Consider the following 21,330-nt stretch of genomic DNA (forward strand, 5'->3'; position numbering starts at 1 on the left):
CTCAGTCCCAATGTGGCCGGTCACCCTCTCAGGTCGGCTACTGATCGTCGGCTTGGTGGGCCGTTACCCCACCAACTACCTAATCAGACGCGGGTCCATCTTACACCACCGGAGTTTTTCACACCAGACCATGCGGCCCTGTGCGCTTATGCGGTATTAGCAGTCATTTCTAACTGTTATCCCCCAGTGTAAGGCAGGTTACCCACGCGTTACTCACCCGTCCGCCGCTAAGTCAATCTCAAATCCATCCGAAAACTTCATCGAAACCGCTTCGCTCGACTTGCATGTGTTAAGCACGCCGCCAGCGTTCATCCTGAGCCAGGATCGAACTCTCATGTTAAATGATTCGTTTGATCCGGGGTCAAAATCAACTAACTAGCTAATTTATTTCCCGTTTTACTTGTTGTTTGGTTCGTATACAATACTTGTATTCGTTCTGAATTTTCTCATTCAAAGCCATCAAACAATGGCTTGTTTTATTAGAATTTTCAGGGTTTTACATACTGTTCAATCTTCTGTTTTCAAAGTGCGATGGTGCATCTGATTCCGGTATTGCATGTCCGGCACAAATGCGAACGCAGAAGGAGGGATTTGAACCCTCGCGCCGCTACTAACGGCCTACTCCCTTTCCAGGGGAGCCCCTTCAGCCGCTTGGGTACTTCTGCAATTAGCTGATTTCATTTCCTCATTAAATTCAGCGGCAAACCTGCCAACGGAGAGGATGGGATTCGAACCCATGCGCCCTTGCGGACAAACGGTTTTCAAGACCGCCTCGTTATGACCACTTCGATACCTCTCCAAACGTGCTTTTCTATTTTAAAAGATATTCGCGCTTTTGTCAAGCACTTTTTTCTCTTTTTTTCAACCTCTGGAAGGTTTCAAAAGCGGGCTGCATCAGATGCAACTCGGCTAGTTTACCATTGATTTTGTAATCTGTCAACAGATTTCTACAATTTTTTCCAGTTTTTTTATTTTACCCTTTTTCCCTCTGTTTTATCCCAGTTTTCAACCTGTAATTCAACCTGTTTTCATTGATCCGGGCCTGGCTGACCGACCGCACATTTTGACCTTTTCCCTCTCCCCCTTCCTATTCAAGCCGCATAATCAATTCTTTTTTTGCCTCTGCCGGTGTGGAGTATTTCGTCTCTTCGCCGGTAATATAGTAAATTGCATCGTTCCAGGTCTCCGTAGTGTATTCTTCAGCCGGAATCTCCACCAGAACGGCACGGCATTGAACCTTGCGCTTCGTTCCGCGTAAATCGGATAAATACTGACAGCCCATCCTGGCACTTAATTGTTCCAGTAAATCTGTTCTGCCGCTTCCTTCACGTATTTTTTCCATTGTTTCACGCTCCTGTTCTGCTGTTATTCCGGTATATTTTAAAAAATGTGTTCGCATCATACATTTAATACTCCATATTGTTAATAATATTGTAATCAATGCAATATGTCAAGTGAGTGATTGCATTATTTGCCACAGATATTTCATTGAATGCAATACTATGAAACTGGAAGGGGGTATTTTATGTATATCGACTTCAATTTTGCAAAACGTCTTTCTGAACTGCGGACGCAAAAAGGTGTATCCGCGCGGGACATGAGTCTCTCACTGGGTCAGAACCCCACATATATCCACAAAATAGAAAATGGGACCGCGCTCCCATCCATGATGGGGTTCTTTTATATATGTGAGTATCTGAATATCGAACCCTCTGACTTTTTTGCTGTGGACCGGCCCTGTCCTGCAAAACTAAAAGATATCATGGAAGATGCCGGACACTTAAACCGTGAGCAGCTGGAACATCTTCATCTCCTGATAAAGGATCTGCTGAAGGCAGGACAAAAATAAGCCTGAAAATGTGCATCCTGCCCGGAGGGCTTTTTGAGATCATAAGATCACGTTCCTATGATCTCAAAAAAAGAGTTTGACCGATATCACCCGATCAAGCTCTTTTTTTCTGCCATATTTTATTGTTTTACTCCGTACCTGTTTTATGAAATCATGTGCTTCCTTCTCAGCAGAACCTCCGCCAGATCCATATCCTCCGGTGTAGTCACTTTGATATTGGAATAATCACCTCGTATCAGTTTTACCTTTCGGTCCGTCATGCTTTCCACGACCATGGCATCATCTGTCACACCGGTCTGGTATTCTTCGGACGAGAGCAGCTTTGAGTATGCATCAAAGATCAGGTCGTACTCGAAGGCCTGAGGCGTCTGAATCTGCCATAAGCGGCTTCTGTCCGGAGTCATGACGGCAAATTCATCATGATCGGACATTTTAACCGTGTCCTTCACCGGCATTCCCACCACACAGGCACCGTACCGACTGGCCCCCTCTATCGCTGCCGAGATGATCTCGCCGGTAAGACAGGGCCTTGCACCGTCGTGAATTAAAACGAGGCTGCAGCCATTCACCGCTTTCAGCCCTTCAAATACAGAGTGGTACCGCTCTCTGCCGCCCTCCGTAATCTTTCGGACCTTTTGAAAGCCGAACCTTTCCACAATCTCTTTTCTGCAGTACCCGGTCTCTCCCCGTCCGGTTACGAGGATAATCTGATCAACCGGACTGTCTTCAAAGGCTTTTAACGCATAATAGATGAGAGGCTTCCCCCCCAGTTCCAGATACTGCTTCTGAATATCGCTTCCCATACGCGTTCCTTTTCCAGCAGCCAGGACGATGGCGGCCGTATTGCTGCACTCCCCCATCTCCACACCTCCCCTTCTCATTTCTGCCCGTGGTACGGAATTTCTAACGCTCTCCCAGCTTCAGATTCGGAACCGCGTTTAAATCCCAGCCTGCCCGGGCGCCGTTAATATATTCATAATACGCAGCGACACCGATCATCGCGGCATTGTCAGTACAATAAACAGGGGACGGATAATAAAAATCGATCCCCGCCCTGCTGCACGCGTTCTTCATCCCCTCACGCAGAGCAGAGTTGGAAGCCACGCCTCCGGCAATCGCCACCTTGTGAAACCCGTATTCCTTCGCGGCTGCTATCGTATGGCTCACCAGCACATCCACAACCGCATTCTGGAATGAGGCCGCCAAATCAGGAACATGGATCTCCTCGCCCATCATCTTCGCATGGTTGATATGATTTAACACAGCGGATTTCAGACCGCTGAAGCTGAAATCATAGGCGTTGGCCTCCACCTTCGCCCGCGGAAAACGGATGGCCTGCGGATTGCCCTCCTTCGCCGCCTTATCGATCTTCGGACCTCCCGGATATCCCAGTCCCACAGCCCTGGCCACTTTATCAAAGGCCTCTCCCGCCGCGTCGTCTCTCGTTCTTCCCAGGATCTCGAACTCACCGTAATCTTTTACCACAACGAGATGCGTATGGCCGCCGGAGACAATCAGGCACATAAAGGGCGGTTCCAGCTCCGGATGCTCGATAAAATTGGCGGAAACGTGGCCTTCAATATGATGGACTCCAACCAGCGGCTTCTTAGCTGCATAAGCGATAGCCTTTGCCTCGGCTACCCCCACCAGAAGCGCACCTACCAGGCCCGGTCCGTAAGTCACGCCCACGGCGTCCATCTCCTCCAGCGTCATCCCCGCTTCCGAGAGCGCCGCTTCCACTACCTGGTTGATCTTTTCAATATGCTTTCTTGACGCGATCTCCGGCACTACCCCTCCATAGATCGTGTGAAGGGCGATCTGGGAGGAGATAATGTTGGACAGCACTTCCCGGCCGTTCTTCACCACTGCCGCCGCAGTCTCATCACAGGAGCTCTCAATCGCCAGTATATAGATATCTTCCTCAGTGTGATTCTTTTTCATTTCCTCTGCCTCATCAGTCTTCATCGAATTCCAGTTCCGCGGTCCATGCGTCCTTTGCCGCCTTTGCCCGCGGAAAGATCTCTCTTACCTTGTCCATAAACTCCTCAGGCCTCGTCAGGGAGGGGCTGTAATGGGTCAGCCACATCTGTTTTGGATTTGCTTCCTTTGCCAGTCTGGCCGCCTCATAGAATGTCATGTGCTTGTATTCCCTGGCTTTGGCCTCCTTGCCGTCCTCACCGTACATGCCTTCACAGATAAAAAGATCCGCGTCCTTCGCATATTCGGCGATCACAGGCACCGGCCTCGTATCGGTGCAGTACGTAACCTTTAACCCTCTCCGGGGCGGTCCCAGAACCATATCCGGCGTAAATACCTTTCCAGCCTCTTCCATGGTCTCTCCCCGCTGCAGGCGGCTCCAGAACTTCTGAGGAATCTCATACGCCTTCGCACGCTCCACATCGAACCGGCCCGTTCTCGGAATCGAAATCGAATACCCGTAGCATACCACATTATGATTCACACGGTATGCATCGATTACGTACGGTCCCATCTTAAGCTGCTCCCTCGGCTCGTTGAGCTCGATGAATTTCAATTCAAAGGGCAGCTCCGGAGCAATCACGCGCAGCGCCGACACCACCCGTTCCAGCCCTCTGGGGCCAATCATGGTCAGGGGTTCCGTCCGCTCCGCGTTCCCCATCGTCAAAAGAAGTCCCGGCAGACCACTGATATGGTCCGCGTGGTAATGAGTGAAACAGATGACGTCAACAGGCTTCGGGCTCCAGCCCTTTTCCTTCAGTGCAATCTGGGTTCCCTCACCGCAATCTATCAAAAGGTTACTTCCATCACAGCGCGCCATCATGGAAGTCAGCCACCGGTACGGCAAAGGCATCATGCCCCCCGTACCCAGCAAACAGATATCTAACATAAACAATTCCTCATTTCTTTAAAAATGCCTATCTGAGATCATAACACAGGTTGGTACAAATAATCAAGAGGACTTTGCTTCACTCAATTCTGCAGCTGCAGCCCTTCCGCGCAGTCCGGAAAAGGGGAGGAACGGGACAGTGATGATTTCCGATTCCGTGATTCGCAGAAAGACGGGAAAATGAAGTTGTGAATGTAAGCCTTTAAGCTGACATTCCAGCGCTTAGCGTGCAGCCATTCTTCCGAAATTCTGCAAAGCCTGCGCAAGCCGTCCATTTTCCCGTCTTTCTGTCTTAATTCCTGCTGCCTGGGAAACAGGAAATCCTTTGCCTTCCTGTTCCTCCCCCTCTCTGGACCATACGAAAGGCCCGGGGCGCTACCTCTCCCCCTCATTCGGCCTGTCCGTCCGCATATTCACAGAAATTCCTTCTGTTCCTCCACATCCACCGGAATCTTAAACTCACTGACGATTGCGTCGTAACAGGGTTCGCATAGATCAAAATGGTGAATCTCTCCATCCTTCTCCGAAAAGAAATCCCATGCGTGATTCAAGCTTAAAACACCTTCCCTCACGATTCCATCCACTACAATCAATTTCTTCCCGCAGCAGTTGCATACAACCGCCTCCAGCTGGCCGCCGCTTGTGTACTTTCTCATCCTACTCTCACCTTTCTTCTTCGCACTTTCCGGATTTCTCCAGTTCGCCGCTCTCTGATTTTGCAGATGCGAAAAGGAGCATCCTGACCGGATACCCCTACATTATAAACGGTGCCATGGCGAAATTTTAGTGGTAAATGTTTGAAATCTCACGGTTCCACATGATCACGGCATCTTCCTTCGGGTCCCTGTAGTAGCCGCTGCGGATGCACTCCTCTTTAAAACCATAGGATTTATATAGGCTTCTGGCCGGTGCATTGCCTTCTCTTACCTCCAGAGCGATGGCCGTGACCCCATTTTTTCTGGAATTTTCGACCACGCCATCCATCAGTTTCTTACCGTACCCGAGACCCCTTAAAGGCGGACGCACGCCGATCCGGAGCAGTTCCGCCTCTCCTGCAATCGTACGGAAGACACAGTATCCGCAGGCCTCTCCCTCCTCTTCCAGGATCAGCCAGGTGTCCAGACCCGTTCGGAAGGAATCCAGAATCATCTCCGGCGTCCACGGATCGCTGAAGCACTCTGTCTCCATCTCTGCCATACAGTCCATGTCCGACTCCGGAATCATTTCTCTAAGCATACAAACGCTCTCCTTTGTCCACTCTCTGTTAAATCAGTCCGGCTTCCCGTTCCCGCTCCGCCTGCGGCTTTCTTAAGTAATCCGGCGCGTGCTCCTCCGCCGTCTCGGTCCGCCCTTCCCGATAGTAAATACAGCCCAGAGCCGCGACTGCCGCCGCCCTCTGCCGGTTTACATGCGCCGGAGCAAATTCGCAGGGAACCGTAATGCGCTCCGCAATCCGTTCTCTGTATACAGGAACTCCATCTCCCAGAAACACTGCTCTGCTCTCCATTTTGTTTAACTCATCCACCAGTTCATCGATATCCATGGCGCACTGCTCCCTGACAGCCGAAAATCCCTCCCGGTTGTCATAGATCCCGGTATAGACCTGATTTCTCCTGGCATCCATGATCGGGCAGACCAGGCCGGCATAGCCGTACATGCCGTAAGCCATAGCGTCTACCGTCGGAATGTGGATAAGCGGCTTCTTAAGCGCCAGCCCCAGCCCTTTCCCTGTTGCAGAACCGATGCGGAGACCGGTAAATGATCCCGGTCCGCCGGACACGGCAATGGCATCTGCGGTTTCCAAATCCAGTTCCACCATACGGACGATCTCATCCAGCATGGGCAGCAGTGTCTGGGAGTGGGTCTTTTTAAAATTCACCGTATATTCCGCCGTCACCACGTCGTCCGTCACCACAGCCACCGACGCCACCAGCGATGAGCTCTCAATTCCTAAAATCCTCATTCCAGTCCCTCCACAGTTATCCTTCTGTAATCAAATCCTTTTTCCAAATCCTTTTCGATCTTCACCGTGATCACATTCTCCGGCAAGATCTCCTCAATCAGGCCGCCCCATTCCACCAGGCTGACTCCGTCTCCGTAAAAACAGTCCTCATAGCCGATCTCATCCATTTCGCTGATATCGCCGATCCGGTACACATCAAAATGGTAAAACGGCATTCTGCCGTCGTCATACTGCTTGACGATAGTAAAGGTCGGACTGTCCACAGGACCTTCCACGCCGAGCCCGTCGGCAAATCCCTGTGTAAATACCGTCTTTCCAACTCCCAGATCTCCGTTTAAACAGTATACAGAAGACGGCTCTGCCGCCTCCCCCAGCCTTCTGCCGAACGCATACGTTTCTTCCGGTGTCCATGTCTCTGTTACCATTGATTCTTTCCTCCATGCCGTTTTACCGGCTCTGCTGCCTCTTATATCTTTTTTCTCCGCTCCGCTGGCAGACTCTCCCGGAACAGATCCAGCAGTTCTTCCTTCTTCTCACCAGTGATGGAATCAGGAAGCAGATACGCGCGGACTTTCCCCATGTATACAATAATCATACCCCGGATCCGCTCTACCCGTCCGATATTTTCCCAGATAAGCTCCAGCCGCTCCGTTCCCTGAGTCACCACGATGCCTTCCCTGCTGAAGGAGAGATCCATTGGATTCTGGATAACCGGACGCTTCGACTGCTTCGCCGCCTTCAGATACAGGAGAAACGGCTGCCACACGGTAAACATCAGCGCACAGACAATCAGCAGTGCCCGGTACATCACCGTGTTGGATCCCCAGGTGGTAACCAGCAGAAAGATGGCCGCCAGACTGAAGATCACATTGAATATGCCCAGCATTCCTTTATTGGAATGGTACAGGGAAAATTTCCATAAGTCCTTTGCTGTCAGCTTCACCGTAAATACCAGCGGGTTAGTCTGTACCATCAATTCCGCTTCCGGCTCTGCCTGCCCTGTCTCGTTCTGCTCCACCGGCGCTTCCTTCCCATCTTCCGTTTTCGCCTGTTCCTTCTCCCAACGCTCCTGTTCCATAAGCACCTCCTATAATTTCATCGTCAGAGCAATCCGTTTCTTCGCCACATCCACGCTGATTACCTTGACTTCCACGATATCTCCCACACTGACCGCCTCCAGCGGATGCTTGATAAATTTCTCCGACATCTGTGATATGTGAACCAGCCCATCCTGATGAACTCCGATGTCCACAAACGCACCAAAATCGATGACATTTCTCACTGTGCCCTTTAACACCATACCCGGCTGTAAATCCTTCATATCCAGCACATCCGTGCGCAGGATAGGCTTCGGCATCTCATCTCTCGGGTCGCGGGCCGGCTTTTCCAGCTCCTTTACGATATCCTGAAGGGTAATCTCTCCAATTCCCAGTTCTTCGGCCAGTTTTTTATAGCCTGTGACCTTCCTGCCGATTCCCTTTATTCCGCCGTGGGCCAGTTCCGCCACATCATAGCCCAGCCTGTCCAGCAGCTTTTCGGCTGCCTCGTAGCTTTCCGGGTGCACACTGGTGCCGTCGAGAGGATTTTTACCGCCCTGAATTCTCATGAAGCCTGCGCACTGCTCATACGCCTTGGGTCCCAGCTTCGCCACCTTTAACAGCTGGTTTCTGGACGTAAATGCACCGTTTTCCTCCCGGTATGTCACAATATTCTTTGCGATCGTCTTCGTGATTCCCGAGATATACTCAAGCAGCGAGGCCGAAGCGGTGTTTAAATCCACGCCAACCCGGTTGACAGCTGTTTCAACGACTCCCGTCAGCGCTTCGCTTAAATGCTTCTGATTCATATCATGCTGGTACTGTCCCACACCGATAGATTTGGGATCAATCTTTACCAGCTCCGACAGCGGGTCCTGAAGACGTCTCGCGATGGAGACAGCGCTCCTCTGCCCCACGTCAAACTGCGGGAACTCCTCAGTGGCCAGCTTACTGGCAGAGTATACGGATGCGCCCGCCTCATTGACGATAATATACTGAACCGGCTGCTGCAGTTCTTTTAACAGTTCCACGATAATCTGTTCTGACTCCCTGGAGGCCGTTCCGTTCCCCACGGAAATCAGGGAAACGTTATATTTCTTTATCAGTTTCTTTAAAATAACCTTTGCTTCCTCCACCTTATTTTGAGGTGCAGTCGGATAGATGACTACGGTATCCAGTACTTTCCCGGTCTCATCCACCACAGCAATCTTACATCCGGTACGGAATGCCGGATCCCAGCCCAGCACGACACGGCCCACGATGGGAGGCTGCATCAGAAGCTGCTCCAGATTTTTCCCGAACACCCGGATGGCGCCGTCCTCCGCCTTCTCCGTCAAGTCGTTTCGGATTTCCCGCTCAATGGCGGGAGCAATCAAACGGTCATAGCTGTCCGTTATCACTTCCCGCAGCACGGGTGTGGTGTTGGGGTTGTCCTTTACAATCACATGCTTTTCCAGATAACGGATAATCTGTTCCACAGGAGCCAGCACCTTTACGGTCAGAAACTTCTCTTTTTCTCCCCGGTTCAGGGCAAGAATCCGGTGGCCCGCAGTCTTTTTGATGCTCTCCTCGTACTGATAGTACATCTCATAGACTGACTCCGCCTTCTCATCCTTTGCCGCCGACTGGATACTTCCCTGGCTCATCGTGGCATTTCGGATATACGTCCGGTATTCCGCATTGTCAGAGATCCGCTCGGCGAGAATATCACTGGCACCTTCCACAGCCTCCTCCGCCGTAGCGACGCCTTTCTCCTCAGAGATATAATCCCTGGCCGCTTCCAGGACAGGTCCCTTCATCTGCTGAAGCATGATTAAGTCTGCCAGCGGTTCCAGCCCTTTTTCCTTTGCTATGGTCGCCCTCGTCCGGCGTTTCGGACGGTACGGGCGGTATAAGTCCTCCACCGCTACCAGCGTGGCAGCCGCCAGAATCTGCTGTTCCAGTTCCGGTGTCAGCTTCTCCTGTTCACGGATAGAAGAAATTACCTGTTCCTTCTTCTCTTCCAGATTGCGCAGATAGCGCAGCCTCTCATCCAGATTTCTTAAAACCTCGTCATTTAAGGATCCGGTCGCTTCTTTTCTGTATCTGGCAATAAACGGAATCGTGTTTCCTTCATCGATCAGTTTAACTGCCGCCTCCACCTGGCCGCGGCCGATTCCCAGTTCTTCCTGTAGTGCCCTGATAATGTCCATGTTCTATCCCCTTATGTCTTAATACTTGACTCAATTTAATTATTATAATTCATACAGGGAGGTTATGCAAGACGGTTATCTCTGCTGCCGGAAAAAACGGTTTTATTTTATTGTAAAATCTGGTATACTGATTTTATTCTATTTCTTTTCTGCTTTGGCAGAATCATGCAGCTGTTCTTATGGCTGTCTTTCTGGAAGTTCTTCCGGATAATCCTGTTTTAACCAATTACATATGAAGGAGGCTTTACTTATGACTGTTAAAATAAAACAGCACTATGGCGGAATAAGTATGAATGAGAACGCAATCCGCAAACTGGCAGACAGTGATGAACGGCTGAACATCCGTTTACTCAATGATTTTGCGTTTAAAACGACGTTCCACAATAAAGCAGCACTGACCGGTTTGCTCAGTGCATTATTGGATATCGATCCAGCCGATATCCGGAAATTAGAGTTCATGGATTCATTTCTTCCGGGCGAATATGCTGACGATAAAGAAGGAATACTGGATGTTAAACTTTTGTTAAATGGAGACCGGAAAATTAACATTGAGATTCAGGTTCTGCCGTTTGCCAACTGGGAGGAAAGAAGTCTGTTCTACTTATCGAAGGATTTCGTTGAAGGATTTGAGAAAGGAACTTCTTATAAAATGCTGGAGGCTACCGTTCACATCGGTATTCTGGCCTTTCCACTCTATGAGAATGGGACCTGGTACTCGATCATCGAATTTCGTGACAGAAATACACATCGGTTATATAGTGACAAAATGAGCCTGCGCGTGTTACAATTAAGCCAGTTATCGAAGGCAACACCGGAAGAACGGAAGTCGGAAATCTATGCATGGGCACAGATGATTTCTGCTGATGATTGGGAGGTGCTTAAGAACATGGCAGAGAGAAATGAGTACATGAAAGCGGCTGTGGAAGAATTAGAGAAGATCAACGCGGAGAAGGAAAAACGTTACCACTATCTAATGCGTGAGAAATGGGAACACGACGAAGCGACCATACGGGACTACGAACGTGATCAGGGCGTTGCTCTGGGTAAAGCGGAATCCATATTGGAACTTCTGGAAGAATTCGGAGAGATACCGGAACAGCTGCGGACTGTTGTTTTAGGGCAGCACGACACGGATATTTTGAGGATATGGCTTAAGTATGCTGCTAAAGCGGAATCTCTGGATGATTTTATAAGTTTTATACAGACCAGATAAGTATTACCTGTTTAGAAAGGGCTGTGACACATTTTTTCTTTCGTGCCACAGTCCTTTCTAAGTCTGCCGTCCCCCTACTGGACACATGGCCATTTTCGTGCTACAATCATACAATAGCATTCAGAAGAGGTACTTATACAATGGAAGATAATAACAATAAAAACAACGGCCTGCTTCCGAATATGCCGTCACCAGGAACCCTTTGGGCATCCTGGTCGGTGTTTTTGGGAGGCCTGGGCCTTATAGGCAACTGCATGTGCGGTCCCATCTGGGGCCTTCCGGCAGGCCTGATTCTTGGGCTTCTGGGAATTGCCTGCGCCGTGTTGTCCAAAAAAGGTAAACCGTTTACCCAGCAGGCACAGCTTGGTCTGATCCTCTCTATTCTGGCAGCGGTCTGCGGACTGCTCATGACATTCTTCATTATTATCGTTTACGATGTCATGGGAACGGACACTATGGCGGGCAAATATTTCCGTGATATGATGGAAGCGCTGCAGAATCCTTCCGCACTGTTTCCAACTCAATAGCTTTTAGCAGATTCATAACAGATTAACAGAAAGAGCTCCTGGGGGAGCGGAACATCTTTTCCGATTCCCCGGGAGCTCTTTTGATTTTCCGGTTCACACCTTACTTCAGCAGCGGCAGCAAATCCACGCCGCGGAACACCAGCATATAATTCTTGTAAAACCAGTTTGCCACCACGATTCCCGCTCCGATCAGTATAAAAAGATTATACTGCCTGATATGCAGCCACGGCCGGCGAAACATGCGGGACGCCCCCCAGGATACCAACTCCAGCACAACGACTGCGGCCCCGTAGAGTACAAGCGGATGGTACTGAAAGCTCATGCGCAGATCGCCGTAAAGAAGTTCCCTCACAGCCCTCGTTCCCCCGCAGCCCGGACAGTACAGCCCGGTCAGAGAGTGAAAGGCGCAGGGCATACCAATGCCCAGCAGTTTTTTTATAAAGCCAAAGATCTCATTGATCATTCCGTCACTGCCCTGATCAGTCAGCCAGATCGAACGCGTCATGAACAGTTCTCATGGCACGGTTTACATCCTCTTCCCCGATGAGCACGGTGATTCGGATCTCTGACGTTGCAATCATCTTGATATTCACATTGGCGCTGTAGAGGGATTCAAACATCTTGGCGGCAACGCCCGGGTTGCTGGTCATTCCTGCGCCGATGATGGAGATCTTCGCCACGCCTTCCTCACAGGTGATCGTCTGAGCCGTAAGCACTTCCCGGTTTTCATTCAGCAGCGTCATGGCTTCCTGCAAATCCGTTTTCGCCACCGTGAAGGAGATATCCTTTCTCTCTTCCCGGCCGATGGACTGGATGATGATGTCCACGTTGATATGGTGTCTCGCCAGCAGGTTGAATATTTTAAAAGCGATACCCGGTTCATTCTTCACTCCGATCACGGAGATACGGGCCACATTCTTATCTGCGGCCACACCGCTAACCAGCATTCTTTCCACTTTTGTTTCCTCCTTGATGATAGTACCTTCCGCCCTTGTAAGGCTCGATAAGACCACTAACTGAACTCCGTACCGCTTCGCCATCTCGACGGAACGGTTATGTAATACCTTGGCCCCCAGAGAAGCAAATTCCAGCATCTCGTCGTAGGAAACCTCGGTAAGCTTTCTTGCATTGGGTACAATTCTCGGATCTGCCGTGTATACTCCGTCCACATCGGTGTAAATCTCGCAGGCATCTGCATGGAGAGCCGCCGCAAGAGCCACCGCCGTGGTATCCGAACCGCCGCGCCCCAGAGTCGTTATGTCGTCGTACTTGTTAATGCCCTGAAAGCCGGTGATGATTACAATCTTTCTGGCATCCAGCTCGTGGCGGATACGTTCGGTATCGATTCGTTTTAATTTGGCCATGCCGTAGGTTGACGTGGTATGCATGGCAACCTGGGCCGCATTGAGAGACACTGCCGGTACCCCCAGGGCGCTCATGGCCATGGACATCAGTGCAACACTGGTCTGTTCTCCTGTTGCCAGAAGCATATCCAGCTCCCGTTTGGGAGGATTGGGATTGATCTCATGGGCCTTTGCAAGTAAACCGTCCGTGGTCTTTCCCATGGCCGATAAGACGACCACAACTTCATTTCCTTTTTCATAATCTTCGATGCAGCGTCTGGCTACATGATAGATCCTGTCTTTATCCGCGACGGAACTTCCGCCGAATTTCTTTACGATTAACATGGATGCGGTCCTTTCTGAAAACTGTAATTACGATTCACGACCGTTCACGGAGTGAGCAGCAACAAACTTTACACTTCCGCTCTGATCCGCTGTCTGATTCCGGACAGCTCCTTCGCCTTCTTCTCATACTCCGCTTCCGTCATGACGTCTGTCAGCACAGCGAATTCGTCCATATGATCCAGTTCAATGACTGAAACATCGCCGAATACCTTCTGAACTTCCGCCAGTCTCGTCTCGGCAATTCCCTTGATCCGGATAAAGAAACGGCAGGAGGAGGTCTCTATGGGGGCAATACCAAGCCGGCTGTCATCCCAGCCCATTTCCACATGGCGGTCTCTGTTCTGAACAGCCTCTATAATATCGGCAATCACCGCACTGGCCGTCGGAAGCATTCCCGCGCCGCTGCCATAGAACATGGACGTCCCAAGCATATTGCCCTTTACTAAAATTCCGTTGAAGACATCACTCACAGAATAGAGCGGGTGCTCTTTGCCGATCATCACCGGAGCTACCCAGGCGTGTATCTCACCAGCCTTCATGCGGCTGGAGCCAAACAGCTTCACAGAAGTTCCCAGCTTCTCCGCATACTTGAAATCCACATCTGTAATGGAGGTAATGCCCTCTGTGTGAATATCTTCATAATGAACCTCATGGCCGGTCGCCATGGCGGTGAGAATCGCGATCTTTCTGCAGGTGTCGTGGCCTTCCACATCGGCTTCCGGATTCCTCTCCGCATAGCCTAAGTCCTGGGCCTCCTTTAAAGCGGATTCAAAAGTCTCTCCCTCTTTATCCATCTTTGTTAAAATATAGTTTGTCGTACCGTTTAAAATACCGGTAATCTCTTCAATCTCCTCTCCCGCAAGAGAAGTATACAGCGGACGGATAATCGGAATGCCGCCGCCCACACTGGCTTCGAAGAAGAAGTTGACATTTTTTTCCCCGGCAATTCTTAAGAGTTCCGTGCCATACGCTGCAACCAGCGCTTTATTGGAGGTAGCCACATGCTTCCCTGCCTCCAGACAGGCCTTTACGAAGGGGTATGCCGGATTTAAACCGCCCATGGTCTCGATTACCATGGTTACCTCAGGATCATTCTCAATGACTGCAAAATCATGAACAATCTTATGCTCTACCGGTGTTCCCGGAAACTCCCTTAAATCAAGTACATATTTTACATCGACGGGTTCGCCCGTTCTCTTAGCGATGGTTTCGCGGTTTTTTTCCAAGATCTCTACCACACCGGAACCGATTGTGCCGTAACCCATAACTGCAACATGAATCATAATTATCACTCCCTGGCTAATATTTTTACGTAGTGAACCCCGTGTTTCTCTTCCATGTCCTCTACCATCCTGGATACATTGCCCGTGCTTTCCAGGACTTCCACGCTTAAGGTCAGCGTAGCCACCCCGTTTACCGGAATACTCTGATGGATCGTCAGGATATTGGCATGGTACACTGCCACAATATGCAGTAAATCGGATAATAATCCTGGCTCATCGTCCATCTGCATCACGAGTGTGATGGTCTTTCCCTTCGCGTTATCATAGAACGGAAAGATATCGTCCTTATACTTATAAAAAGAACTGCGGCTGATTCCCACACGGTCAGTCGCCTCCTGAACGGTAATGACCCGCTCTGATTCCAAAAGCTTCTTTGCCTCGACCACCTTCAGTAATACTTCCGGCACGGCCTTCTGCTTCACCACGAAATATTTGCTCTTTTCTTCCATAAAAAAATATCTTCCCTTCTGTGTCCGCAATAGAAATACATCTGTGCTCATAGGGAAGATATTATCATATTTATGCAGGGTATGCAACTATTTTTTATAAAAATTTTAGAAATGCCTGTTTTCCGGATTTACTCTGGTCCTGTACTGTCATTCGCTTTCGCCCCTGTGCTGATCCAGCGTAAGTAGGCGTAGATAAAGAGATCCAGAGCACCGTCCAGCACACTATTCACGTTGCCGGTCTCGGCATTGGTCCGGTGATCCTTTACCATGGTATAAGGCTGCAGGACGTAGGAACGAATCTGGTTGCCCCAGCCGATCTCCGTCACGTCTCCGCGGATGTCGGACAGCTTCTCCGCATTCTCCTGCTGCTTTAACATATACAGCTTCGCCTTCAGCATCTGCATGGCCTTATCCTTATTCTGGAACTGGGACCGCTCATTCTGGCACTGCACCACGATTCCGGTCGGAAGATGAGTGATACGGATAGCGGATGAAGTCTTGTTGATATGCTGGCCGCCCGCGCCGCTGGAACGGTACGTATCGATCCTCAAATCCTCTTCATTGATGTCCACATCCAAATCCTCTTCAATATCCGGCATCACATCGCAGGACACAAAAGAAGTCTGGCGCTTGCCGGCCGCATTAAACGGGGATATCCGGACAAGCCTGTGAACGCCCTTCTCTGACTTTAAATATCCAAAGGCATTCTCTCCGTTGATCTGAATCGTGACCGACTTGATTCCGGCCTCCTCACCATCCAGATAATCCAGTACCTCCACGGAATATCCCTTCTTCTCAGCCCAGCGGCAGTACATGCGGTAAAGCATGCTGCACCAGTCACAGGACTCGGTGCCGCCGGCGCCTGCATTCAGCCTCAAAATGGCGTTATCGCTGTCGTATTCGCCGGACAGAAGGGTATTGATCCTCATCTCTTCCAGCTTATCTTTAAATTCCTTCAACATCTCTTCCACTTCAGGAACCACAGACGGGTCGTTCTCTTCATTCCCCATCTCGATCATCACGCCGATGTCCTCATACTGCTGTTCCAGATCCTTATAGCCATTTACGGTGTCTTTTAAGTTCTTCGCCAGCTGAACGATCTTCGTGGACTTTTCCGGATCTTCCCAGAAGCCCGGTTCCTCCATGGATTTGTCAAGCTCATCGATCCTCTTTAACTTATTATCTAAGTCAAAGTGAATCCCTCACTTCCACTAATGGTTTTTCAAACGTAGATAATTCATATTTGTACTGGTCTAACTCTACCACTGTGTCACCCACTTTCTTATATTAAATTTATTTATAAAAAGGGTCCAACCTGTGTCCTTTCGTCGGTTGAACCCTCTTCATTCAAAAGAATTACTACAGACGCCTATACCACCTTACGGCCGCAGCACTGTTTATACTTCTTGCCGGAACCGCATGGACACGGATCGTTTGGATAAATCTTGGTTTCGTTTCTCTTAACCGGCGCCTTGGCAGCGCTGTCGTCCTTGTTGGTTCCTGTAACCTTGGCTGCAGGCTCTCTCTCCACCTTCTGCTCCACGCGGATATGCATTAAGATTCTGACGGTATCTTCGCGGATGGCTGCCGTCATCTCATCGAACATCTGATAACCGCTCATCTTATACTCTACCAGAGGATCTCTCTGGCCGTAGGCCTGCAGGCCGATGCCCTGGCGCAGCTGGTCCATATCATCGATATGGGACATCCACTTGTTGTCGATGACCTTTAATAAGATGACACGCTCGATCTCACGGATCTGCTCCGCATCCGGGAATTCCGCTTCCTTCGTCTCATAAAGCTTGATGGCTTCCTCTTTCAGCATGTGCTTCAGTTCGTTCTTCTTAATCTTCTTGTCTTCCGGAAGAACCACCGGCTTAATCGGAACGATCGGAAGAAGAAGGGTATTCAGTTCACCTAAATCCCACTCCTCCGGCATCTGCTCGTCAGTAATGGATAAATCGACCGCATTCTCTACAATGTCAGTTACCATCTTTAAGATTACGTCGCGCATGTTATCGCCGTCCAATACTTTCCGGCGCTCTGCGTAGATCACCTCACGCTGTTCGTTCATCACCTCATCATACTTAAGCAGGTTCTCACGAATGCCGTAGTTATTGGTCTCTATCTTCATCTGAGCCTTTTCGATGGCGTTGGAAAGCATCTTATGCTCAATCTGCTCGCCCTCCGGAACGCCCAGCGCCGTGAACATGTTCATCAGACGCTCAGAACCGAAGAGTCTCATTAAATCGTCTTCCAGGGAGATATAGAATCTGGAAACACCCGGGTCTCCCTGACGTCCGGAACGTCCGCGCAGCTGATTGTCAATACGGCGCGACTCATGGCGCTCGGTACCGATGATCTTTAAACCGCCCGCAGCCTTAGCCTCGTCATCCAGCTTGATATCCGTACCACGGCCGGCCATGTTGGTCGCAATGGTAACTGCTTTGTGAACGCCCGCATCAGCTACGATCTCGGCCTCCAGCTCATGATACTTTGCATTCAGGACTTTGTGCGGAATACCGCGGCGCTTTAACATGCCGCTTAACATCTCGGAGGTCTCGATCGTGATCGTACCGACCAGAACCGGCTGTCCCTTCTTATGTGCCTCTTCTACCTCATCACAGACTGCTTTGAATTTTTCTTTTTTCGTCTTATAAACCGCATCCTCCATATCAATACGGGCAATCGGTTTATTGGTCGGAATCTCGATGGCATCCATACCGTAGGTATTACGGAATTCCTTTTCCTCGGTCAGAGCCGTACCGGTCATACCGGATTTCTTTTTATACTTATTAAAGAAGTTCTGGAACGTGATCGTTGCAAGCGTCTTGCTCTCTCTTCTGACGTTTACATGCTCCTTCGCCTCGATGGCCTGATGCAGACCGTCGGAATACCGTCTGCCGGGCATAATACGACCTGTAAACTCATCAACGATCAGAACCTCATCATCCTTTACCACGTAATCCTTATCACGGAACATCAGATAGTTGGCACGGAGAGCCAGAATGATGTTATGCTGAATCTCCAGATTTTCCGGATCGGATAAGTTCTCAATGTGGAAGAATTGTTCAACCTTGTCCACACCCTGTTCGGTTAAGTTGACAACCTTGTCCTTCTCATCGACGATAAAATCTCCCGTCTCTTCAATCTCCTCGCCCATGATGGCCGCCATCTTGGAGAATTCTCCGGATGCCTCGCCGCGCTCCAACTGGCGGGCCAGAATATCGCAGACCTCATAAAGCTTCGTCGACTTTCCGCTCTGTCCGGAAATAATAAGCGGTGTTCTCGCCTCATCGATCAATACGGAGTCAACCTCATCGATGATCGCGTAATCAAGTTCTCTTAATACCATCTGTTCTTTATAGATGGCCATGTTATCTCTCAAGTAGTCAAATCCAAGCTCGTTGTTTGTCACATAGGTAATATCACAGTTATATGCTTCACGCCTCTCATCAGAGGTCATGGAGTTTAATACTACGCCGACCTTCAGTCCGAGGAATTCATGAACTCTTCCCATCCACTCCGCATCACGCTTTGCCAGGTAGTCGTTGACCGTAACGATCTGCACGCCTTTTCCGGCCAGTGCGTTTAAATAAGCCGGGCAGGTCGATACCAGAGTCTTACCTTCACCTGTTCTCATCTCGGCAATACGTCCCTGATGGAGTACGATGCCGCCGATTAACTGTACTCGGAAGTGTTCCATATCCAGGACTCGTCTTGCCGCCTCTCGAACCGTTGCATATGCCTCCGGCAAAATATCATCAAGGGTCTCACCTGCCGCCAGCCTTTCTTTGAAAAGTCTGGTGTTATCCCTCAGTTCCTCATCCGTCAGTGCGATCATCTTCGGACGGAGTGCCTCTATCTTATCTACAATCGGATTGATTAACTTTAATTCTCTTTCACTATGAGTTCCAAATACCTTTTGAACGAGGTTCATGATTCATTCTCCTACTCTTCTTACTAAATAAACACAGTATAATCCTGTATATTGTAGCACTAACTCATTTTTAATTCAATGAATTCATAAAAAATTAACATTCTGCTAATAGTTCTGTTACAGTCTGCTCCCTGTCCGGTGCCCCAGAGACCTCCCTGGCTCCTGCCCTTCCCCCGTCATGAGGACACCACAATTCGACAAAATCCTTGTACATTATGGTAAACCTGGCAAGTTGCACAAAAAATCTGTTCGATTTTCCACTTATCCACATTATCCACATTTTCCTGTGCACATTTCCCCCATTTTTATCCCCATCAACAAACCCAATATTTAAGGCAAAAACTACTTATACACCGAGTTATCCACATTATCCACATCTTTTCGCCAGAAATCTCCTTTTTCCACCAGACATGATTTTCCCCTTTTCTTTTTGTGTACTTGTCATAAACTTACTTATTTCGACAAAAAATACAATTTTTCCCTTGACTTTTTCAGACCCCAATATATAGTTTTTCAATATTTGGGGCATATATAAGTAGAAACATTTTACAAAAAATTTAGATTAATTGTCTTGATATTTTCGTAACATAATTGAATTTTTCAAATAAATATGGTATACTGATAACATCTCAAGAAAAAGGAGCTGAAGACTTATGCGTTTTACAATTACAGGAAGAAATATTGAGGTAACACAGGGGCTGCGCGAAGCAGTTGAGGACAAGCTAGGTAAACTGGACCGTTTCTTCGCACCCGCGACAGAAGCTGTAGTAAGACTCAGCGTACAGAAAGATATTCAGAAAATTGAAGTAACAATTCCGGTGAAAGGACATATAATCAGAGCAGAAGAATCAAGCAGTGATATGTACGTTTCCATCGATCTCGTAGAAGAGATCCTGGAACGTCAGTTAAAAAAATATAAGAACAAGCTGATTGATAAGAAACAATCCGCACCTTCCTTCTCAGAAGCCTTCTTACAGGAAGACGCTTCCGCAGAAGAAGAAATCCAGATTGTTAAATCCAAAAAATTTGCAGTGAAACCCATGGATCCAGAGGAAGCCTGCGTACAGATGGAGCTTCTCGGACACAACTTCTACGTATTCTTAAATGCAGATACAGAAGAGGTAAACGTGGTTTATAAGAGAAAAGGCGGAACATACGGACTGATTGAGCCGGAGTTCTGATCGAAGATAAGATAAAAGCAGGAAACAGAAAAGGCCGCCGCACCAGTGATCGAACCATCACCGGTGCGGCGGCCTTTTCTGTTATTTAAAAATTAGCGGTAAGGTAACGCTCCACGCTGGTGATGGCGTTCGCTCCATCCGCCACAGCTGTGGATACCTGCCTTAACTGTTTCGTTCTCACATCTCCTGCCGCGAAAATACCGGGAACAGATGTCTCACAGTCCTCTCCCGCCTGAATGTATCCGTGATCCATCTCCACAAGGCCGTCGAACGCACTGCTCTGGGGATTGATTCCCACCGCAATGAACACACCGTCTACCGGAAGTTCCTTAGATTCCTCGGTCTTGACATTCTTAAGCGTGACAGACTCCACCTGGTCTTTGCCGTTAATCTTCTCCACAACCGTATCCCACAGAACTTCCACGTTATCCAGGGAAAACAGCTGGGTCTGCAGAGTCCTGGCACCGCGCAGTTCGTCTCTGCGGTGAATCAGATACACCTTTTTGCACATTCTGGAAAGGAAGATCGCATCCTCGATGGCCACATCCCCACCTCCTGTCACAGCAGTCACGCGGTTGCGGAAAAATACCCCGTCGCAGGTAGCGCAGTAGGACACGCCCATACCGGTCAGTTCCTCCTCACCCGGCACTGCCAGCTTCCTGTGGCTGGCGCCGGTCGATATAATGACAGTCTTCGCCGTATAGCTCTCCTCTTCGCAGGTTACGGTAAAGAGGCCGTCTGCCTTCTCCACGCGCACCACATCGTCGGTCACGAACTCTGCTCCCAGCTTATCCGCGTGTTCCCGGAACTTCATTCCCAGATCGTATCCGTTGATTCCCGGAAGTCCCGGATAGTTATCTACCTCATACGTGTTGAGCACCTGACCGCCGCTGGCGATCTCCTTTTCAATGACAACGGTCTCCAGTTCCGCACGTTTGGCATAGATTGCCGCCGTAAGTCCTGCCGGACCTGAACCGATAATTACCACATCGTAAATCTTTTCCATCTGATTTCCATCCTTCCTGTATCATTTCTTCCTCCGCGGCACGCAATCACCCGATTCCGGCCGCCTGGAATATTTTATTTGTCATGAAATAATTCATAGTCTCATTATATCGCACTCTCTTCCAAGTATGCAATGC

At 49.3% G+C, this 21,330-nt stretch carries 21 protein-coding genes, 2 tRNA genes and 1 rRNA gene; 4 read left to right on the top strand and 20 right to left on the bottom strand.

Annotated features, from left to right (window positions below):
- The 4 genes from NE473_RS06820 to NE473_RS06835 form a co-directional block, all read right to left on the bottom strand.
- Nucleotides 1-340: ribosomal RNA gene (locus tag NE473_RS06820) — 16S ribosomal RNA — on the bottom strand; the annotation flags it as partial.
- A gap of 236 nt (nt 341-576) precedes the next feature.
- A tRNA-Ser gene (locus NE473_RS06825) sits at nt 577-665 on the bottom strand.
- Between the two features lie 48 nt (nt 666-713).
- Nucleotides 714-799, bottom strand: a tRNA-Ser gene (locus tag NE473_RS06830).
- A gap of 288 nt (nt 800-1,087) precedes the next feature.
- Complete coding sequence (locus tag NE473_RS06835; protein ID WP_138314542.1) at nt 1,088-1,342, bottom strand: hypothetical protein; 255 nt, start codon at nt 1,340-1,342, stop codon at nt 1,088-1,090.
- Between the two features lie 183 nt (nt 1,343-1,525).
- Here NE473_RS06835 and NE473_RS06840 point away from each other — a divergent pair, with 183 nt between their 5' ends.
- Nucleotides 1,526-1,849, top strand: coding sequence for a helix-turn-helix domain-containing protein (locus tag NE473_RS06840; protein ID WP_022030385.1), 324 nt, complete (start codon nt 1,526-1,528; stop codon nt 1,847-1,849).
- A 143-nt stretch (nt 1,850-1,992) separates the two neighbouring features.
- Here the strand turns inward: NE473_RS06840 and ispD are convergent, their stop codons facing one another.
- The 9 genes from ispD to NE473_RS06885 all read right to left on the bottom strand — a co-directional run bounded on the left by ispD (nt 1,993) and on the right by NE473_RS06885 (nt 9,907).
- A complete protein-coding gene (ispD, locus tag NE473_RS06845) occupies nt 1,993-2,709 on the bottom strand; it encodes a 2-C-methyl-D-erythritol 4-phosphate cytidylyltransferase (protein ID WP_055651152.1) in 717 nt (238 codons plus the stop codon).
- A 43-nt stretch (nt 2,710-2,752) separates the two neighbouring features.
- Nucleotides 2,753-3,790: a tRNA (adenosine(37)-N6)-threonylcarbamoyltransferase complex transferase subunit TsaD gene (tsaD, locus tag NE473_RS06850; RefSeq protein ID WP_022030387.1), complete on the bottom strand. Its 1,038-nt coding sequence runs from the start codon at nt 3,788-3,790 to the stop codon at nt 2,753-2,755.
- A gap of 13 nt (nt 3,791-3,803) precedes the next feature.
- Nucleotides 3,804-4,715: a ribonuclease Z gene (locus NE473_RS06855; protein WP_022030388.1), complete on the bottom strand. Its 912-nt coding sequence runs from the start codon at nt 4,713-4,715 to the stop codon at nt 3,804-3,806.
- A gap of 413 nt (nt 4,716-5,128) precedes the next feature.
- Nucleotides 5,129-5,371, bottom strand: a complete 243-nt coding sequence (locus tag NE473_RS06860; RefSeq protein WP_022030389.1) for a hypothetical protein — start codon at nt 5,369-5,371, stop codon at nt 5,129-5,131.
- Nucleotides 5,372-5,498: 127 nt separating this feature from the next.
- Nucleotides 5,499-5,951 carry a ribosomal protein S18-alanine N-acetyltransferase gene (rimI, locus tag NE473_RS06865; protein ID WP_022030390.1) on the bottom strand — a complete coding sequence of 151 codons (453 nt, stop codon included), beginning with the start codon at nt 5,949-5,951 and terminating at the stop codon, nt 5,499-5,501.
- 28 nt (nt 5,952-5,979) lie between these two features.
- Nucleotides 5,980-6,678 (bottom strand): tRNA (adenosine(37)-N6)-threonylcarbamoyltransferase complex dimerization subunit type 1 TsaB, encoded by a 699-nt coding sequence (gene tsaB, locus NE473_RS06870; RefSeq protein ID WP_022030391.1) that lies wholly within the window; start codon nt 6,676-6,678, stop codon nt 5,980-5,982.
- The gene (gene tsaE / locus NE473_RS06875; RefSeq protein WP_006774415.1) at nt 6,675-7,103 is read right to left on the bottom strand and encodes a tRNA (adenosine(37)-N6)-threonylcarbamoyltransferase complex ATPase subunit type 1 TsaE; all 429 of its coding nucleotides are present in this window, start codon (nt 7,101-7,103) and stop codon (nt 6,675-6,677) included. Before tsaE ends, tsaB begins: the two co-directional genes overlap by 4 nt.
- 41 nt (nt 7,104-7,144) lie before the next feature.
- Nucleotides 7,145-7,756 (bottom strand): YcxB family protein, encoded by a 612-nt coding sequence (locus NE473_RS06880; RefSeq protein WP_022030392.1) that lies wholly within the window; start codon nt 7,754-7,756, stop codon nt 7,145-7,147.
- Nucleotides 7,757-7,765: 9 nt separating this feature from the next.
- A complete protein-coding gene (locus NE473_RS06885) occupies nt 7,766-9,907 on the bottom strand; it encodes a Tex family protein (RefSeq protein WP_055651154.1) in 2,142 nt (713 codons plus the stop codon).
- A gap of 250 nt (nt 9,908-10,157) precedes the next feature.
- On the opposite strand from NE473_RS06885, the gene NE473_RS06890 reads away from it, so the two are divergent.
- On the top strand, nt 10,158-11,120 hold the full coding sequence (locus tag NE473_RS06890) for an Rpn family recombination-promoting nuclease/putative transposase (protein ID WP_055651155.1): 963 nt from the start codon (nt 10,158-10,160) through the stop codon (nt 11,118-11,120).
- Between the two features lie 140 nt (nt 11,121-11,260).
- Nucleotides 11,261-11,647, top strand: a complete 387-nt coding sequence (locus NE473_RS06895) for a hypothetical protein (RefSeq protein WP_006774420.1) — start codon at nt 11,261-11,263, stop codon at nt 11,645-11,647.
- Between the two features lie 100 nt (nt 11,648-11,747).
- On the opposite strand, the gene NE473_RS06900 is transcribed toward NE473_RS06895, so the two are convergent.
- The 6 genes from NE473_RS06900 to secA all read right to left on the bottom strand — a co-directional run bounded on the left by NE473_RS06900 (nt 11,748) and on the right by secA (nt 19,007).
- Nucleotides 11,748-12,152 carry a DUF2752 domain-containing protein gene (locus NE473_RS06900; RefSeq protein ID WP_341465618.1) on the bottom strand — a complete coding sequence of 135 codons (405 nt, stop codon included), beginning with the start codon at nt 12,150-12,152 and terminating at the stop codon, nt 11,748-11,750.
- Nucleotides 12,127-13,335, bottom strand: coding sequence for an aspartate kinase (locus tag NE473_RS06905; protein ID WP_022030633.1), 1,209 nt, complete (start codon nt 13,333-13,335; stop codon nt 12,127-12,129). Before NE473_RS06905 ends, NE473_RS06900 begins: the two co-directional genes overlap by 26 nt.
- Nucleotides 13,336-13,403: 68 nt before the next feature.
- Nucleotides 13,404-14,618, bottom strand: a complete 1,215-nt coding sequence (locus tag NE473_RS06910) for a homoserine dehydrogenase (RefSeq protein ID WP_055651156.1) — start codon at nt 14,616-14,618, stop codon at nt 13,404-13,406.
- Between the two features lie 5 nt (nt 14,619-14,623).
- Nucleotides 14,624-15,067: an ACT domain-containing protein gene (locus NE473_RS06915; RefSeq protein ID WP_002601524.1), complete on the bottom strand. Its 444-nt coding sequence runs from the start codon at nt 15,065-15,067 to the stop codon at nt 14,624-14,626.
- 128 nt (nt 15,068-15,195) lie between these two features.
- A protein-coding gene (gene prfB, locus NE473_RS06920; protein ID WP_138314537.1) for a peptide chain release factor 2 occupies nt 15,196-16,333 on the bottom strand; the annotation gives its coding sequence in 2 pieces (ribosomal slippage) (nt 15,196-16,257 and nt 16,259-16,333; 1,137 coding nt in all).
- A 103-nt stretch (nt 16,334-16,436) separates the two neighbouring features.
- Nucleotides 16,437-19,007, bottom strand: coding sequence for a preprotein translocase subunit SecA (gene secA, locus NE473_RS06925; protein ID WP_006774428.1), 2,571 nt, complete (start codon nt 19,005-19,007; stop codon nt 16,437-16,439).
- Between the two features lie 653 nt (nt 19,008-19,660).
- Between secA and hpf the strand changes: the two genes are divergently transcribed.
- Nucleotides 19,661-20,188, top strand: a complete 528-nt coding sequence (hpf, locus tag NE473_RS06930; protein ID WP_002601527.1) for a ribosome hibernation-promoting factor, HPF/YfiA family — start codon at nt 19,661-19,663, stop codon at nt 20,186-20,188.
- A gap of 85 nt (nt 20,189-20,273) precedes the next feature.
- Here the strand turns inward: hpf and trxB are convergent, their stop codons facing one another.
- Nucleotides 20,274-21,194 carry a thioredoxin-disulfide reductase gene (gene trxB / locus NE473_RS06935; protein ID WP_055651157.1) on the bottom strand — a complete coding sequence of 307 codons (921 nt, stop codon included), beginning with the start codon at nt 21,192-21,194 and terminating at the stop codon, nt 20,274-20,276.
- Between the last annotated feature and the right edge of the window lie 136 nt (nt 21,195-21,330).

Source organism: Hungatella sp. SL.1.14 (genome assembly GCF_024460495.1).
Lineage (GTDB): Bacteria > Bacillota > Clostridia > Lachnospirales > Lachnospiraceae > Hungatella > Hungatella hathewayi.